Here is a 15,737-nt window from a genome sequence, read left to right as displayed (position 1 = left end):
AAGGCCTCCGAGGGCTTACCCTTTCTCGAAATACTTGCTCTCGAGTTCGGCTTGAGAGATTAGGGGAAACTATCTTCGATAACCGCCTCGGAGTCCGCCCCACCACGTCTGGAAAGCCCACTTGAGGTCCTCCAGCATCAGGTAAACGCAGGGGACCAAGAAGAGTGTGATGAAAGTGGCGAAGGCGACGCCGAACGCGAGCGAAGTGGCCATGGGTATGAGGAACTGAGCTTGCAGACTGGTTTCATGCAAGATGGGGACGAGTCCGACAAAGGTGGTAACGGAGGTCAGGAGAATCGCTCGGAAACGTTGCATGCCTCCGATGCGAACGGCTTCGAAGAGGCTCATTCCGTCGGCCCTCAGGCTATTTATTCTTTCCACGAGGACGAGCGAGTCGTTCACCACCACACCGGCCATCGCGATCATGCCGATGAAAGATAGAAGGCTGAGGTCTTGGAAGCCGTAGAGGTGACCGACGATGGCGCCCGCAACTCCGAAAGGTATCACGGCGATAACGATGATGGGTTGGATGTAGCTCTTAAACGGAATAGCCAACAGCATATAAATCAGCACGAGCACGATGAGCGAACCGCCGACGAGGGCTGGCCCAGACTCTGCGAAGTCCTTGGCCTCGCCACCCATGGCGGGAGTTACGCTCGGGTATTTGCTTAGCACTTCAGGAAGTATCTTTCCGTATACCTCGCTTTTGATTTCGTTGGTAGTGATCGTTCCTTTATCCGCTTCCGCTTGCACGTTTACGATTCGTTTGCGGTCGAGACGCGTGATGGACGGGTAGCCGGTTCCCATCTCGATATCCGCCACTTCCTGAATCGGCACACGAGCCCCGCTGGGGCTGACGATACGCATATTCTCCAAGTCTCCTAGCGACTCCCTTTCAGATCGAGGGTAGCGGACCATTATCTTCACGTCTTCCTTGTCGCGTTGCACGCGCTGAATCTCGGCGCCGTAAAATGCGTTGCGGACCTGTCGACCGAGGTCTGCCGCATTGAGCCCGAGGGCTCGGGCATTGTCCTTCAAGCGTATCTTAAGTTCGCGTTTTCCTTCGGAGTAGGTGTCTCGAATATCGTAGAGCCCATTTACCTCCTTTAGTCTCTCTTGGATCTCGAGAGAGGCAGCTTTGAGCTTTGTAAAGTCGCGCCCGGTAAGCTGGATGTCCACTGGCAATCCGACCGGACCGCTGGCGTTCGATTGGAAATTAAGCCGTTTCGCTCCAGGAATCTGGCCAACTTTTTGTCTCCATCGATCGACTACATCGTCAGCATTGGAGTCGCTGACTTCGCTCTTCGCAAGCTCCAGCACGATTTGGGCTACGTTGCTGCCCGAGGCGCCGCCGCCGCCTCCACCCGGTCCCCCAGGGTTGCTCGATGCACCGAGGCTTACCAGCTTGTTCTTAACGGGATCGGTGAGGCCGGCTTCGATGTCGTCGCGGCGGATATCTTCCAAGGCTTTTTCGATGCGGTCTAGGGCCTTCTGGGTTTCCGCGACCGGAGTTCCTTCGATCATAGTCAGCCCCGTGAAGATGTAGTCGGAAGGCACGCTGGGGAAAAAGACAAAGCGGATAGCCCCCGAAATGGGTAGGGCGACAGAGGCCACGAAAAACAAGCTGAAGATGGTAAACGTGTACCAACGCCACTTGATCGCTCGCTTAAGCCAAGGCTGGTAGTTTCGCTCGATGAACCGTTCCAGCCCGTCCGAGAAACGTCGCTGCAGGCGCGAGAAGGCGTTGAGTTGGTCGCGGTCGTGCTTGTCGCCGACATTGCAGAGGGATAAGTGGTAGGGCAGGACCAGCTTGCTTTGGACGAGCGAGAAGCCGAGAGTGGGGATTACGACGAAAGGGATTACGCCCATGAACTTGCCCGCCATTCCTGGTAGTAGAAAAATGGGTACGAAGGCAACCATGGTCGTCAGAACGGCAAAGGTAACGGGAGTAGAAACCTTGTGAGTGCCAGCAACGGCGCTCTGAACGCCGGGCCCCTTTTTTTGGAATTCTGTGAAGACGCTTTCTCCTACCACGATGGCATCGTCCACGACGATACCCAACACGAGGATGAAGGCGAAGAGCGAAAGCAGATTGACTGTGATGCCGACAAAAGGACCGATCGCCAAAGTTGCCAAGAAGCTTACGGGGATGCCGATCGCTACGAAGAAGGCCAGGGAGGGGCGCAGGAAAATTGTCAGGGAAATCAACACGAGTCCAAATCCGATTGCTCCGTTTTCCAAAAGCATATCGATACGCCCGCGCAGGTAGAAGGAGGAGTCGCTCCACGCTTCCAAGGTCACTCCATCCGGTATCCAGGACGACCCCGCCTTTTCCACATAGTCATAGACCGATTCTGAGATTTCGAGCGGATTCTCATCGCCTACCTCGCGAATGAGGATGGTAGCGGCCGGTTTCCCGTTGAAGTAACTCGCGGTGTCGTTGTCGACGAGACCGTCGTCCACGGTTGCTATATCCTTAACGTAAACGCGAGAGCCGTCTGGTTTGGTCAGCAATACGATGTTTTCGAAGTCGAATGCATCGTAGGCCTGTTCCTTCGTGCGCAGTTGGATTTCCCCGCCGTCGGCTTTGATCATGCCTCCGGGAAGGTCGAGCGAGTTTGCTCGCACGGCTGCGACCACCTGTTCGAACGTTAAGTTATAGCTTCGCAGGGCATTTTCGGTAACATCGATAGAGAGTTCGTAGGCTCGCACCCCTTCCATGGATACTTGGCTGATTCCCGAGATTTCCGTTAGCTCGTCACGCACCCGCTGGGCGATTTTTTTGATCTCGATCTCGCTGGTGTCGCCGAATACGGAGATGCGGATTACGTCTTTCGGTATCAGGATTTCCTCAACAATGGGTCGTTCCGTATTGGCCGGAAAACTAGGTATGGCGTCGACTCTCGTTTTTATGTCATCCTTTAGTTTGGATACCGAGTAGCCTTTATTAACTGTGACTGTCACGGAGCCGTATCCTTCGGATGCGACTGAGTTAATTTCCTTTATCCCATTGACGCCTTGCAAGGCCTCTTCGATGCGGATGATTACCAGCTCCTCGACCTCCTCTGGCGAAGCGCCCAGGAATGGAACGCGCACGGCGACCATATCGAGCGAGAACTCTGGGAAGAGTTCCGTCTTGGCAGTGAAAGCGGAAGCGAGCCCGCCAATCACTAGGATCAGCATCAATAAATTAGCCGCTACGCCGTTTCTTGTGAACCAAGCAATCATTCGTATGTAGGGGTTGAGCGCTTACAGTTCGCTGTCCGATTGAAGCTCTGATTCAATCTCTGCTGGGTTCGGTTCCGGGTCGCCCTCGATTCGAACTTCCATCCCGTTGACCACGTATTGCAGCGGTGTGAGGCAAACGAGTTCGCCAGCTTCCAAGCCTTCGCGGATAATGACGCTCTCTCGCTTTTTCTGGAATGGCTGTATTTCTCTAATCTCCAGTTTCCTGTCCTCCGTGACGACGTAAAGCGAATCGTTCTCGCGCAAGGTTTGGCGGGGCAAGATGAACGATTGCTGGATAGTCTCGCCCATGATCTCCGCTCTGACAAAGGAGCCTACCTTTAGGGGAGGCCGATTTGAATCACCGGCTCGTTCGTAAGGGTTTTCGATTTGGGCAACTAAATACAACAGGCGTGTTTGCGGATCTACTGATCCTTCCGACCTGTCGATTACGCCTTCCCAATCGTAGTCAACTCCACCGTAGGTGGCAGTAATCGTGACCTTCGGCTTTTCTCCATTAGTGGTACCGTCGGCGTAGGTTTCCGGCAAGGATATGAGGCGTGTTTCCTCGAGGCTGATGCCAAGTCGCACTTCGGCGGTATCCACTGAGTAAATACTCGCTATCTGGCTGGTGCGGGCATTTACGAATTGGCCTAAGTCGACGAATTTCGTTTGCACGCGTCCGTCATACGGGGCCCTCACCACGGTGCGCTCGAGGTCGCGTTCAGCAGACTTCACGTTCGCGGTGGCTGCCTCGAGGTTGGCGAGCGCTCGGGCGAGTTGTGGTTTGCGTAAGACGAGTTCGCCTGGCGTGTCTCCGCTACCGACACTTTTCCAGTCTTCCATGGCCTGGGAGCTGGCTGCTTGTTCCTGTTCGTAGGCGAGCTGTGCTTCGGCCTGGCGGCTTTTTGCTGCGGCTAGGTTGGCAAGGTAGTCTGTATTATCGATATGAGCCAGAACATCGCCTTTGGCGAAGAACCCGCCAGCGTAAAGCGCGGGCGATACACGCTCGACTCGGCCTGACACCTCGGCGAAGAGTGTGGTCTGCGTACGGGCTTCGACGATGCCTTGGCTTTCAACTACGGCTTGTACGGTTTCCGGCTGGACCTCGATTACCTCGACGGTCGGCACCACCTTCGCGGAAGGTCTCGTCTCCGGAGTGTGTTTGAAGAAAATGGCGACACCGATGATGACGACAGATCCGAGGAGAAGGATGAGCCCGGCGGGCAAGACGTGAAAAATGAGCCATTGGGGAAAGCTGGGGCGGTATTCTTTTTCTTCCATGAGAGTAGTGGGCGGAAAACTACAGTTCGTCGCCGAGGGCGATGTGTAGATTGATTCGATTTTGGAGGCGTTGGTTTTGAATGGAGATCAACTGTGACTTGGCTCCGAAGGCGCGGCGTTCAGCATCGAGTACGGCCGTAATGTCCACCAGACCGCGTTCGTAGAGCTGCCATGCTTGTTGCTCCGCTTGTTCACTTTCTTCGGCGCTGATCGTGGTAGCGACCTCGAGCTCGTGCAGATTTGATTCGCCGCGGAGAGCGGTTTCGACCTCTCGAAACGCTTGTAAGACGACTTCGTTGTAGTTGGCTAGCTGCGACAGCTGGTTCGCGTTGAACTGTTCGCGTTGGGCCTCGAGGCGGCCTCCTTGAAAGAGAGCCACGCTTAAGTCTCCAGCGATGGACCAGACGTTGAAATCTCGATCGAGAAGGTCTGAAAAACTGTTCGAAAGCGTGCCGTCCGAGGCGGTCAGGGCGAGGCTGGGCAGCCAGTTGCGATTAGCTGACTGTTCGAGGGCTAGGGCGGAGATGAGCCTGTTTTTTTCGGCTAGAATATCGGGTCGATTAGACAGGATGTCAGATGGTATACCGGCGGCCGGGGGAGGGATTAGCTTTGGCATGGCGATCGCCAGCTCCAGCTCGGCAGAGGGATAACGTCCGAGCAAGGTTTCGAGGGTGCGAAGGGTCGCGTCCATCTGCTGGCGCCGACTCAAAGCAGTGGCCCTGCTTGCAGCAGCCTGAGATCGAGTAAGCCGCAAATCAAAGGCGTCGATCAGTCCGCGGGAGTAGCGCTTTTCCAAAGCTTCTAGGTTTCTTTCAAAGCTTTGGGCGCTGGCTTTAGCGAGTTCGTATTGAAGCCTCGCCTCTATCGCAGAGAACCAAGATCGAGCCACTTGTCCAGCGAGTGAGAGTTCAAAGGCTTCCAACTCGTATTGACTCGCTCGATACTGAGCCACGGCTGATGCGGCCTCGGACCCAAGCCGGTTCCAAAGATCGATTTCCCACCGAGCCGATAGGCCGAGCGAGTGATTATCTGTTTCGACGGCGACTGGCGGCGCGAAATTGGCCATGTTTTGGCTTTTGCTGGAGCGCAGCGAAGCGTTGAGGCTGGGTATTCTGAGAGATTTAGAAATGCGAGCAGCAGCCGCAGCAGCCCTAGACCTTTGAGAGGCAGCTTCCAATCCGAAATTTCGTTGTTGCGCCTCTTGTACTAGCGTTTCAAGCTGCGGTGAGCCTAGAGTGGAGATCCAGCGAGTTGGAGTTACCGACCCGGCGGAGCTTGCCCATGACGAAGGCGCGAGAGCGCTCGCTTGCCCTGGTTCTGGCTCGGGCAAACCGCTTTGGCAGGAGCTAAGCAAAAGCCCGGTGGCGGCAATGAGGAATGAGGATGTTAGGGGGTTCATCGCTTGAGCAGTCGTTCGCTATTTGTTTTTGGTTCGGTAGTTTCTAACGATGGCTTCTATGCCTCCAGTTATATAAACAATCATTGTGTCTGCATCTGGAAACTGGATACCCGACTCGAGTACCACGTTGTTTTTACGGATTTGCAGCACACCGCTAAGAGTGCTGCGCAAGTAAGTGAAGCACGTGATAGTAACGGTTTCTGGCAAGTCGGACAGTGTCCTTCTCATCTCCTTGCGGAAGCGTGTCACGAGCGTTGCCAATACATCCTTGTACAGTCTCTGCATAAAAGCGGTTTCCTCCGCCATGCCACGCCCCATCGCTCGCATGAAATACTCGCCATGAGTCCCTCCTACCAGCGACTCGACCATCGGCCTTACCAGAATGTCTACGATACGTTTTATACGAAGCGGTCGTGGTCCCGCTTTAGCAACCGCCGTGTCCAGCATACCGATCCGCAGGGTGTTGAGCGGTTCAAGTCGGTAGCGGATCATCTCGATAAACAGGGTTTCCTTGGAACCAAAGTGGTAGTTGACCGATGCAACATTCGCCCCAGCTCGTGAGGTAATGTCTCTGATCGAAGCTCCATGAAAACCTTTTTCCGCGAATTCGCGTTCGGCCGCCTCGATCAACTTTACTTGAGTTTTGTTCATTCTGATATTGCCAAGCAGAATCAAACGTTTGTTTTAATCGGCGCAAGTCTGAAAAATAGGGCGCTGTCCCTTGCGATCGCGTCGGCTCTTCAGCTGATTGCGATTTGTTTTCAGTTTCTTCGTTATTTTAGAATTCGACATCTGACTTGATCCGTTTCCGCGATCGAGGAGGTTTGCGTACTTGGCATAGCAGTTGCATGCGCCGGTCACTCTTTTCTCCTCCGCAACACTTAGTCTCCTCCTTCTCCAAAACCTAGATTATGCCTAATAGGCCTCCTTCCTTCATCCGCATTATCAAGACGCGTTTCCTCGCCCGAGTGGTTCTACCAGCTGCCGCTGGCCTCGGCCTGTCTGCCTGCTACACGAGCCCTTCCTTGAAAGTGGACCAACTGCAGGCCGAAGTGCCCAGCGCCTGGGCCGTGGAAGGCGCGTCCGAGGCTGTTTTCGAGCCAGGTTCATGGGTATCTGACTTCAACGACCCGCGTCTTGAAAGTATCCTTGAAGAGGCTTTGGAGTACAATTTCGACCTCAAGATTGCGGCTTCAAGATTGGAAGCGGCTTTGGCGAATACACGAGCGGGACGCAGCGAAGTTTGGCCTAGCTTGAACCTCTCGGGAAATGGCAGCGAGTCACGCCGAAACCCGACCGCCTCTGGCACTTCTCAAACTCCAGTGAACGAATCCTACGGACTCAATGCGCGCTTCAACTGGGAAATCGATATTTGGGGAAAATTGCGCAATGGGTACCGCGGAGATCTCGCCGATGCAGAGATGGCCTTGGCCGACTACGAGGCGGCCCGACTCTCACTTTTGGGAAGAGTCGCGAAAGCTTGGTACGAGGCAGTCGAGGCTCATCAGCAGTTCGAGCTCGAAAAGCGAATTCTAGACGCTTTGACCCAGAGTAGCCGAATCGTGGAAGAGAACTTTTCTAGCGGAATCGCCAGCGCATTGGATGTACGACTGATCCGGGCAAACTTGGCTTCGAGCCAGAGCTCGCTGGAAGGCCGCCGTCGGAGCCGGCAAGACGCAATTACCAATCTAGAGACGCTTCTCGGGCGTTATCCTAAGAGCGAGCTCGATATCGTATCCACATTCCCTGACTTGAACAATACGATACCCGCGGGTCTGCCGAGCGAGCTTCTGCTGCGCAGACCGGACGTAGTCTCTGCAGAACGCAGCCTGGCAGCTGCGGAGCAGAGGAAATTCCAAACCAGCAAGGCCCGCTTGCCAAGTTTGGATCTTAGCCTCAGCAGGGGGACGAGCGTTCAGGACCTAAGCGACATTTTCAAAGTCGCGGAGCAAAGGATTTGGAGCCAATCGCTTAACGTAGCTCAGACACTGTTCGAAGGCGGGCGTTTGAAAGCGAACTTTCGGCGTGCCAGGGCGCAGCACGAGCAGGCGGTGGCGACTTACGCGAACACCGTTCTGACCGCATTTCGGGAGGTCGAAAATTCCCTTTCTTACCAAGATTCCTTCGCTCGCGACTACGAAGCCTTGAAAGTAGCCGCATTCGAATCAGTCGAAGCTGAGAAGCTGGCTTGGGAGGAGTACTCGAGCGGGCTGTCTACCATTACGACCGTTCTCGATTCGGTCCGGCGCTCCATCACCGCGCAGCGATCGTACATTCAGGTCGCCAACAGGCGTATCCAGAGCCGTATCGATCTTTACTTAGCTTTAGGCGGAGGCTTTGGCGCTTGATCAGTGCCCGAATCAATTCGCTTCACGTTTAACTTTTTACGCACACCTAGTTATGAGACGCATCCTTCAAGTTCTATTGCCAATCGGGATACTCGTGTTTTTCGGGGTCATTATTTCTATGATTCTCGCGAGCAAGGAAGAGCCCCAACAGCGGAGATACGCCGCGCCAAGTCCACAGGTCATCGTTCGCACGTTGGAGCGGGAGGACTTCCAGATCACGCTTCATTCCCAGGGTGCCGTACGGGCTCGGACCCGCAGCTCGCTCATCCCGGAGGTGCGTGGCCGTATCGTCAGCGTTTCGCCGAATTTCCAAGAAGGAGCCTTCTTCGAGGAGGGTGATGTTTTGCTCGAGATCGACGACCGCGACTATCTAGCAGAACTTGCTGTTGCCAAGTCTGCCTTAGCCCAGGCAGAGCTCGAGCTGCAGCAGGAGACCGCTCGTTACGAGCAAGCCGGTCGGGATTGGGAGCGCTTGAATCCGGGAGTCGATGCCAGCGAGCTTACGTTGCGCGAGCCTCAGATTCGCCAATCGAGGGCGGCTGTGGCATCCGCGGAGGCTCGAATTGCCACCGCAGAGCTTAATCTTGAGCGCTCAAAAGTGAGAGCTCCCTACGCCGGACGAATTCTCACCAAGGATGTCGACGTCGGGCAATACGTTACCACTGGCAGCCAGCTCGCCGAAATCTACGCGGTTGACTTCGCGGAAGTTCGGCTGCCGCTCACGGCGACGCAGATCGCCTACCTGAAGCTGCCGTCCATCTACCGGGGGGCAAACCCCTCGATCGAGAATGGCCCTAAGGTCACTCTTATTTCTGCAGGTGGTGGCGAAGCTTATCAGTGGGAAGGCCGCATCGTGCGATCGGAAGGAGCGGTCGACGAACGCACCCGTCAAATTTTTGTCGTGGCACAAGTTGAGAATCCCTATGGCGAGTCGGTTCCAGGGCGTCCGCCTCTCAAAGTAGGCACTTTTGTGCAAGCGGAGATTGAGGGTACTACCTTGGAAGACGTATTTGTCGTCCCACGCAGCGTGTATAGAGAAAACAATTACGTGCTGGTCGTTGATCAGGAGAGTAATTTGGAGCGCCGCGAAGTCGCAACCATCTGGGAAAACGACGAGAACATTATCGTCAAGGCTGGTCTGAACGACGGGGATCTCCTCTGTTTGACTGACGTCCCGTATGCGCTCGAAGGCTGGAAGGTCGTGGCCAACAATGAAACGTCGAAGAACGAGGATACGATGTTGGCAAGTGGTTCCGCTCCGCGGCCTCGTTCGCAGGCAGGCCCGGGGGGAGCGTCCTATCCTGACCAGATTTTGCAGAAGTTCGGGGATAAGATGCCTGAGGAGTTGAAGGATGAGCTGATGGCAGTGAAGGCTTCGATGGATTTCAGCAAGCTTCGTCCTCTCATGGGAAAGATCGCCTCTTGGGCAGAGGCAAACGGCGAAGAGATGCCGCCAAATCCAAGAGCGGGCCAACCCCGTGGATAGTGCAAAAGCCAGAGCAAGGGGATCGGAATGAATAAATTAATAGAGTGGTTTACCAAAAACAGCGTCGCGGCTAACATATTGATGGTAGCGATTGTGGCAGTCGGGGTGCACTCGCTGCTGAACAAAATTGTGTTGCAGGAGTTTCCCGATTTTCCGTCGAGAGACATCACAGTCACCGTTCCGTATCCGGGATCGACTCCACGAGAGGTGGAGCAGTCGATCATCACCCGCCTCGAGGAAGAGCTCTACGATATCGACGGCATCAAGGAGATGACCAGTCGGGCTTCCTCTAGCTCGGGTACGGTAACGCTTGAAATCGAGGAGGGCTTCAGCCTCGCGGAGGCGCAGGATAAGATCAAAAATCGTGTCGACTCGATCCGCACCTTTCCTGTCGAAGCGGAGCGTCCGCAAGTCAGCATGCCGGAGCGACGGGAGCGTGTGATAACGATCGTGGCTTCCGGCGACCTCAGCGAAATGGATCTCAAGCGCCTCGGTGAACAAATACGCGATGAGGTCACAAATATAGAAGGGATTACGATCGCTTCTCTTAAGGCCACTCGCCCCTACGAGATTTCCGTCGAGGTATCCGAAGATACATTACGCGAATATGGGCTAACCCTAGACAGTTTGACCTCGGCAATTCGAGCTCACTCTCTCGACCTCTCTGCTGGACGTATCAAGTCGTCCAGCGGCGACATCATGTTGAGGACCTCTCAGCAGGCCTACACCCAAGAGGAATTCGAGGAGATCGTAGTCTTCACCCGTCCGGATGGAACGCGCATCACCGTGGGCGAGCTCGCTCGAGTGAACGACGGTTTCGACGAGACGCCGATCAATCCTCGCTTCAACGGAAAGCGTTCTGTGGCGATAGACGTGTACCGTGTCGGCCAGCAAAACATTATCGAGCTCGGTGAAAAGGTTAAGGACTACCTGGAATTGAAGCGCGATCAGTTGCCCGCAGGTATTACTTTGGACTACTGGCAGGACGACTCGGAGCGAATTGCGGAGCGTCTCAGCATGCTGAAGGGAAGCGCGATTTTCGGCTATGTATTGGTAGTTCTAGTGCTCTCACTGTTCTTGCGCCCATCGCTTGCATTCTGGGTTTCGCTAGGAATTCCAATCGCGTTCTCGGGCGCATTTTTCTTGCTGCCGATGATGGGGATCACATTGAACCTAATCACCCTTTTCGCCTTCATCCTCGTTCTCGGTATCGTGGTGGATGACGCTATCGTAACCGGTGAGAATGTATACCAGAGGATGCAGGATGGAGAGGACTCTCTGACCGCATCTATCAAGGGAACCCAAGAAGTAGCGATCCCCGTTATTTTCGGTGTGCTCACCACCGTGGCAGCTTTCTACCCCTTGGTCAATATGACTGGATTCCGGGGAAATATCTTTAAGCAAATCCCATTTGTGGTAATCCCTGTGCTGCTTTTTTCGCTGATCGAATCGAAGCTGATTCTACCAGCTCACTTGAAGCACTGTCGGCCGATCAACAACAAAAATACGGCGAAGAAAAATGTGCTTACACGCATTCAGCGTGGAGTCGCGAACGGGCTCGAACGCTTCGTCGAGAAGGTCTACCGCCCGTCGCTGGAGATGTGCTTAAAGTATCGATACGCAGTTTTGATGATATTTCTCGGAGTGCTAGGCCTATTCGTCGCACGCTTCATGGCTGGCCACCTGTCTTACACGACGTTTCCGCGGATTCCTCGTAGTGTGATTACGACTACGGTAGTCATGCCGGTGGGGACCGCTTTCGAGTCGACCCAAGTTGTTGTAGATAAGGTCGAATCGGCCGCGATGCAGCTGCAGTCGGACCTCCGCCAGGAGCACGGCGTCGAAATCATCAAAAACATCTTCGCCACTGCTGGCGGACGCCCTTTCAGTAGCTGGCGCTCCACGGCAGGTGTAGCGGAAGAGGGCGAGATCGTTCTCGAAATGGCCTCGGTAGAAGAGTCAGGAGTCGAGATCGGGAGTCGTGAAATTTCCATGGGCTTGCGACAATTGGTGGGTCCTGTCCCAGAAGCGGAGTCACTTGAGATTGCCTTTTCTCGTGGTGGTGGCGACGCGGTGAACGTCCAGCTCGAGGGTCCGCGAATAGAGGACCTAGTTGAAGCCTCCAAGGAGTTGCAACGAAAGCTGGCCACCTACGAAGGCCTCTACGACATCGAGGACTCCTTCCAGCAAGCAACCGAGGAGCTCGAGTTAGAGCTCAAGCCTCAGGCTGTGCATTTGGGAGTCACTTCGCGGCAGCTCGCATCCCAAGTGCGTCAAGCGTTCTATGGTGCGGAAGCTCAGCGTATCCAACGCGGTCGTGATGACATTCGCGTCATGGTCCGCTATCCGGAAGCTCAGCGAAAGAGTATCGCTGCCTTGCACAACATGAAGATCCGCACAGTAGACGGGTCTGAAGTTCCTTTTGAGGAAGTGGCAAAAGTCGTACCAGGAAAGAGCCTCCCGTCTATTCAGCGCTTTGACCGAAATCGAATTATACGCGTGACCGCTTCGGGCGACGAAAACGAGACCGACGAGGAGGGGATCCAATCTGATCTGGAAACGAACTATTTACCGGAACTCGTCAGCAAGTACTCCAGCATGTCCTTCACTCTCCAAGGAAACGCTGCGGAGTCGCGAGACAACAATCGCGAATTCATGAATGGGGTTTATCTGGTTCTGGTCGTGATCTACATACTGCTCGCGATTCCCTTCAAGAGCTATGTCCAACCCTTTATCGTGATGACAGCCATTCCGTTTGGAGTTGTGGGTGCGATTATGGGTCATGACCTTATGAGTTTCGTCTACGAATCGGTTCTGCATCGCGAAACGAACCCGGTAATAAATGTAACCATGATGTCGATACTCGGTATGATGGCCCTCTCGGGAGTTGTGGTGAACGATAGCTTGGTAATGATGGATTATATCAATCAGCGACGGAAGGAAGGCATGAGCCTGCCGGATGCGGTTCGCATGGCAGGTCCTAAGCGCTTCAGGCCGATCTTGCTCACGTCACTCACCACGTTCGTCGGCCTTCTACCGCTCATGTTCGAAAGCGCTAGAAGCGCCCAGTTTCTAATCCCGATGGCGGTATCACTTGGATGGGGTATCCTGTTCGCAACCTTCATCACGCTGTACTTCGTGCCGCTTACCAATCTAGTAGTGCATGATATCGGAAACGGCCTGAAGTGGGTCTACGGTAAGGGGACGTCTTCGGATCACGCCCCTCACGCTCCCGACGGACAAGTCGTTGCGCGGGCGACTGAGTAGCCCAAAAAGTGATTCAATGAAAAGGACCGCATTTCTTGCGGTCCTTTTTTATTTCCGAGGTCCGACGCGATTGAGATGCGGACCGCCCAATGCTTTGGCTCGTGCTGTTTTTTTTAGAAGGCCTGAATCGCGTATCGATCTACTCCGTATCCAAGCTCTTCATCCAGGCTACGCAACGGGCAGGCCAATCCGATAGGTGGCCTTTGCCGATCGCGAGCGAATAGCCGTGTCCGCCGTATGGATACAAGTGCATCTCCGCATCAACCTCATTTTCGAGAAGAGCTTGGTAGAAGCTAAGACTATTCTGGATTGGCACCGCTTTATCGTCCGAGGAATGGACGAGGAAGGTAGGAGGAGTCTGCGGGGTGATTTGCTTCTCATTGGAATAGAGTTCGATGAGTTCAGCCGTCGGAGATTTGCCGATCAGGTTTTCCCGCGAACCGCCATGAGTGAAGGCGGCGTCCATGGTAATGACGGGATAGATAAGGGCCATGAAGTCCGGGCGCGAGCTAAGTTGGTCGATGGGGTCGTCGGCGTCTGGGTCGCCTTCGTCGAAATGCGTGCCAAGTGTCGAGGCAGCGTGTCCGCCTGCGGAGAATCCCATGACACCGATTCGGTTTGGATCGATATTCCAGTCCTTCGCGTGGAATCGCGTTAGGCGCATGGCACGCTTTGCGTCGAGAAGCGGACTGAGGTGAGGGATTTCGTTGCTCGCGTCCTCCGGAAGTCGATATTTCAATACGATAGCAGCTATTCCGTGAGCATTGAGATAGTTCGCAGTATCGATGCCCTCCCAATCGTACGCCAGCACCGCGTAACCGCCGCCAGGGCAAACGACGACGGCTTGGCCGGTGGCGCTTTGAGGGGAGGGTAGACGAACCTCAATCTCAGGGTCTTGAACGAAGGCAATGCGATCCAAGTCCCCATTGTCACCTCTTTTAAAGATCTTTTCCTCTAGGTCCGAGCCTTGGTGGTTGGGAGGTGGCCCGTCCCATAGGAGGAGCTTGTAAGTTGTTTCGGCGATGGCTGCAGTGTGAGTCATTGTTATCAGGATACAAAAATGTAGTAGGGGTCTCATGCTCATTTGGTTAAAGCATGTCAGCCAAAAGGCAACCTTAGTTGACTGTTGGATAAATTGTATTGAAGCGTGAATCCGCTAGATTTGAGTAGGATTTCAATCCTTCGTATCTGCACAATACAGTTTTCGGAGGTTCTTTTGAGTGAACTTGTCTCCGGGCCAAAATCGAACGCTGGGATGACTCCTTGAATTGGGACCGGTTGAAACGTTAGTCTGGCGGCACGATTGCCAGACCATGAAGAAGAAACGACACAGTACCGAACAGATAATGAAGATCCTTCGCGAAAGCGAGGGATCCAAGAGCGCCCTGGAGATTTGCCGCGAGCATGAGTTCAGCGAGCAGACCCTCTATCGCTGGAAACGCAAATACGCAGGAATGGAAGTCCATGACGCGAAGCGGCTCAAGGAGCTTGAAGAAGAGAACCGCCGCTTGAAGAAGCTGGTTGCCGAAAGGGATCTGCACATCGACGTGCTCAAGGAGGTGAACTCAAAAAAATGGTAGGCCCGGCGCGAAGAAGACAAGCGATTGAGCACATTCTGAGCTTAGGAATGTGCTCCGCGCGGCGGGCTAGCCGATGGATCGGCCTGAGCCGCAGCGCCCTGTACCGCCCGCTGAAGTCCGGCGGCGAGCTTGAAGCTCTTCTGCTTAGGCGAATCATCGAGCTTTCCCTGGAATATCCAACCTACGGATACCGCTTCGATACGGCGAAGCTGCGCAAGGAGGGTTGGAGGATAAGCTTCAAGAAGGTTCAGCGACTGCGCCGCAAGGAAGGGCTGGCGGCGAAGGCGAACACCTCCAAGAAGACGCGTCGCGGAACCTCTTGCGCAACTCCGGCCGGGGCCGAAGCGGTCAACGACGTGTGGTGCTGGGACTTCATTCATGACGTGACTGAGGACGGTCGTTCGATACGGATCCTGAGCATCGTGGACGAGTACAGCCGCTTTTGCGTCGAGTTGAGGGCTTCTCGCTCGTTGAAGGCTCAGGACGTCGTGAAGCTGCTCGAGAAGCCCATCGCCAAATACCGCACCGTCAAGGAAGAATCGTAAGCCGGTTCACCGGACGCTTACGAAGGTGAACGAGGAGAAGAGCCGCGTCGTCAAGGCGCGGGAACTCGCGTTCCTCGGGTTCTCCTTCGGAACCGGCGGAAAGATCGTGTGGAGCGAGAAGTCGCTCCATGTGTTCAAGGGCCGGATACGGGAGTACACGTGCCGCAGCTGGGGCGTATCGATGGAATACAGGCTCGGAAAGCTAGCGCGGTACCTGCGCGGGTGGATGGGCTACTACGCGATCAGCAGGACCTTCGGGTAAGCACGGCGCATGGACCATTGAATACGTCGCCGAATCCGCTGCTGCTATTGGAAGCAGTGGAAGACCATCGCCAATCGCGTCCGCAACCTGACGTCCCTTGGAGTGAGCCGCCGCAATGCGATTATCACAGGGGTGACGAAGCTGGGCGACTGGAAAATGTCCAAAACGCCCGGCGTGAATCAGGCTCTATCTAATCGCTACCTCAAGGAACAGGGACTGTTGTCCCTTGTAGACCTCTGGTCGCGTGTTCACTATCCGGATACGTCCCGATAGCGTATTGGAACCGCCTAGTGCGGATCCGCATGCTAGGTGGTGTGGGAGCTGGGGGAGTTAATGCCCCT

General features: G+C 54.8%; 12 protein-coding genes. 7 read left to right on the top strand and 5 right to left on the bottom strand.

The annotated features are described in order from the left end of the window. Positions 1 to 69: 69 nt before the first annotated feature. The 4 genes from QEH53_RS05620 to QEH53_RS05605 are packed head-to-tail and all read right to left on the bottom strand — an operon-like array spanning position 70 to position 6,559. The gene (locus tag QEH53_RS05620) at positions 70 to 3,228 is read right to left on the bottom strand and encodes an efflux RND transporter permease subunit (RefSeq protein WP_309022167.1); all 3,159 of its coding nucleotides are present in this window, start codon (positions 3,226 to 3,228) and stop codon (positions 70 to 72) included. Positions 3,229 to 3,249: 21 nt separating this feature from the next. Next, positions 3,250 to 4,509 carry an efflux RND transporter periplasmic adaptor subunit gene (locus QEH53_RS05615; RefSeq protein ID WP_309022166.1) on the bottom strand — a complete coding sequence of 420 codons (1,260 nt, stop codon included), beginning with the start codon at positions 4,507 to 4,509 and terminating at the stop codon, positions 3,250 to 3,252. Between the two features lie 19 nt (positions 4,510 to 4,528). Further along, a complete protein-coding gene (locus QEH53_RS05610; protein ID WP_309022165.1) occupies positions 4,529 to 5,908 on the bottom strand; it encodes an efflux transporter outer membrane subunit in 1,380 nt (459 codons plus the stop codon). 18 nt (positions 5,909 to 5,926) lie between these two features. Beyond that, positions 5,927 to 6,559 carry a TetR/AcrR family transcriptional regulator gene (locus QEH53_RS05605; RefSeq protein WP_309022164.1) on the bottom strand — a complete coding sequence of 211 codons (633 nt, stop codon included), beginning with the start codon at positions 6,557 to 6,559 and terminating at the stop codon, positions 5,927 to 5,929. Between the two features lie 260 nt (positions 6,560 to 6,819). Between QEH53_RS05605 and QEH53_RS05600 the strand changes: the two genes are divergently transcribed. The 3 genes from QEH53_RS05600 to QEH53_RS05590 are packed head-to-tail and all read left to right on the top strand — an operon-like array spanning position 6,820 to position 13,009. Next, complete coding sequence (locus QEH53_RS05600) at positions 6,820 to 8,256, top strand: efflux transporter outer membrane subunit (RefSeq protein WP_309022163.1); 1,437 nt, start codon at positions 6,820 to 6,822, stop codon at positions 8,254 to 8,256. A gap of 52 nt (positions 8,257 to 8,308) precedes the next feature. Then, a complete protein-coding gene (locus QEH53_RS05595; protein ID WP_309022162.1) occupies positions 8,309 to 9,742 on the top strand; it encodes an efflux RND transporter periplasmic adaptor subunit in 1,434 nt (477 codons plus the stop codon). A 27-nt stretch (positions 9,743 to 9,769) separates the two neighbouring features. Further along, positions 9,770 to 13,009: an efflux RND transporter permease subunit gene (locus tag QEH53_RS05590; RefSeq protein ID WP_309022161.1), complete on the top strand. Its 3,240-nt coding sequence runs from the start codon at positions 9,770 to 9,772 to the stop codon at positions 13,007 to 13,009. A gap of 139 nt (positions 13,010 to 13,148) precedes the next feature. Here QEH53_RS05590 and QEH53_RS05585 read toward each other — a convergent pair whose 3' ends face one another. Continuing rightward, entirely contained in the window at positions 13,149 to 14,051 is a 903-nt protein-coding gene (locus QEH53_RS05585) for an alpha/beta hydrolase (protein ID WP_309022160.1), read from the bottom strand. Positions 14,052 to 14,322: 271 nt separating this feature from the next. Between QEH53_RS05585 and QEH53_RS05580 the strand changes: the two genes are divergently transcribed. The 4 genes from QEH53_RS05580 to QEH53_RS05565 all read left to right on the top strand — a co-directional run bounded on the left by QEH53_RS05580 (position 14,323) and on the right by QEH53_RS05565 (position 15,669). Beyond that, positions 14,323 to 14,589, top strand: coding sequence for a transposase (locus QEH53_RS05580; RefSeq protein ID WP_309022159.1), 267 nt, complete (start codon positions 14,323 to 14,325; stop codon positions 14,587 to 14,589). Between the two features lie 47 nt (positions 14,590 to 14,636). After that, positions 14,637 to 15,134, top strand: a complete 498-nt coding sequence (locus QEH53_RS05575) for an IS3 family transposase (protein ID WP_309022158.1) — start codon at positions 14,637 to 14,639, stop codon at positions 15,132 to 15,134. Between the two features lie 25 nt (positions 15,135 to 15,159). Beyond that, complete coding sequence (locus QEH53_RS05570) at positions 15,160 to 15,396, top strand: group II intron maturase-specific domain-containing protein (RefSeq protein WP_309022157.1); 237 nt, start codon at positions 15,160 to 15,162, stop codon at positions 15,394 to 15,396. A gap of 102 nt (positions 15,397 to 15,498) precedes the next feature. Then, positions 15,499 to 15,669: a hypothetical protein gene (locus QEH53_RS05565; protein ID WP_309022156.1), complete on the top strand. Its 171-nt coding sequence runs from the start codon at positions 15,499 to 15,501 to the stop codon at positions 15,667 to 15,669. The last annotated feature ends 68 nt before the right edge of the window (positions 15,670 to 15,737 follow it).

The sequence above is a fragment of the Pelagicoccus sp. SDUM812002 genome, assembly GCF_031127835.1.
Classification (GTDB): domain Bacteria; phylum Verrucomicrobiota; class Verrucomicrobiia; order Opitutales; family Opitutaceae; genus Pelagicoccus.
This window is presented reverse-complemented; position numbering and strand designations above follow the sequence as displayed.

What these genes read in the sequence shown, in the direction of transcription:
- QEH53_RS05595 (WP_309022162.1), top strand. Translation starts at nt 8,309, where the DNA reads ATGAGACGCATCCTTCAAGTTCTATTGCCAATCGGGATACTCGTGTTT.
- QEH53_RS05610 (WP_309022165.1), bottom strand. Translation starts at nt 5,908, where the DNA reads ATGAACCCCCTAACATCCTCATTCCTCATTGCCGCCACCGGGCTTTTG.
- QEH53_RS05605 (WP_309022164.1), bottom strand. Translation starts at nt 6,559, where the DNA reads ATGAACAAAACTCAAGTAAAGTTGATCGAGGCGGCCGAACGCGAATTC.
- QEH53_RS05580 (WP_309022159.1), top strand. Translation starts at nt 14,323, where the DNA reads ATGAAGAAGAAACGACACAGTACCGAACAGATAATGAAGATCCTTCGC.
- QEH53_RS05575 (WP_309022158.1), top strand. Translation starts at nt 14,637, where the DNA reads ATGTGCTCCGCGCGGCGGGCTAGCCGATGGATCGGCCTGAGCCGCAGC.
- QEH53_RS05600 (WP_309022163.1), top strand. Translation starts at nt 6,820, where the DNA reads ATGCCTAATAGGCCTCCTTCCTTCATCCGCATTATCAAGACGCGTTTC.
- QEH53_RS05615 (WP_309022166.1), bottom strand. Translation starts at nt 4,509, where the DNA reads ATGGAAGAAAAAGAATACCGCCCCAGCTTTCCCCAATGGCTCATTTTT.
- QEH53_RS05620 (WP_309022167.1), bottom strand. Translation starts at nt 3,228, where the DNA reads ATGATTGCTTGGTTCACAAGAAACGGCGTAGCGGCTAATTTATTGATG.
- QEH53_RS05590 (WP_309022161.1), top strand. Translation starts at nt 9,770, where the DNA reads ATGAATAAATTAATAGAGTGGTTTACCAAAAACAGCGTCGCGGCTAAC.
- QEH53_RS05585 (WP_309022160.1), bottom strand. Translation starts at nt 14,051, where the DNA reads ATGACTCACACTGCAGCCATCGCCGAAACAACTTACAAGCTCCTCCTA.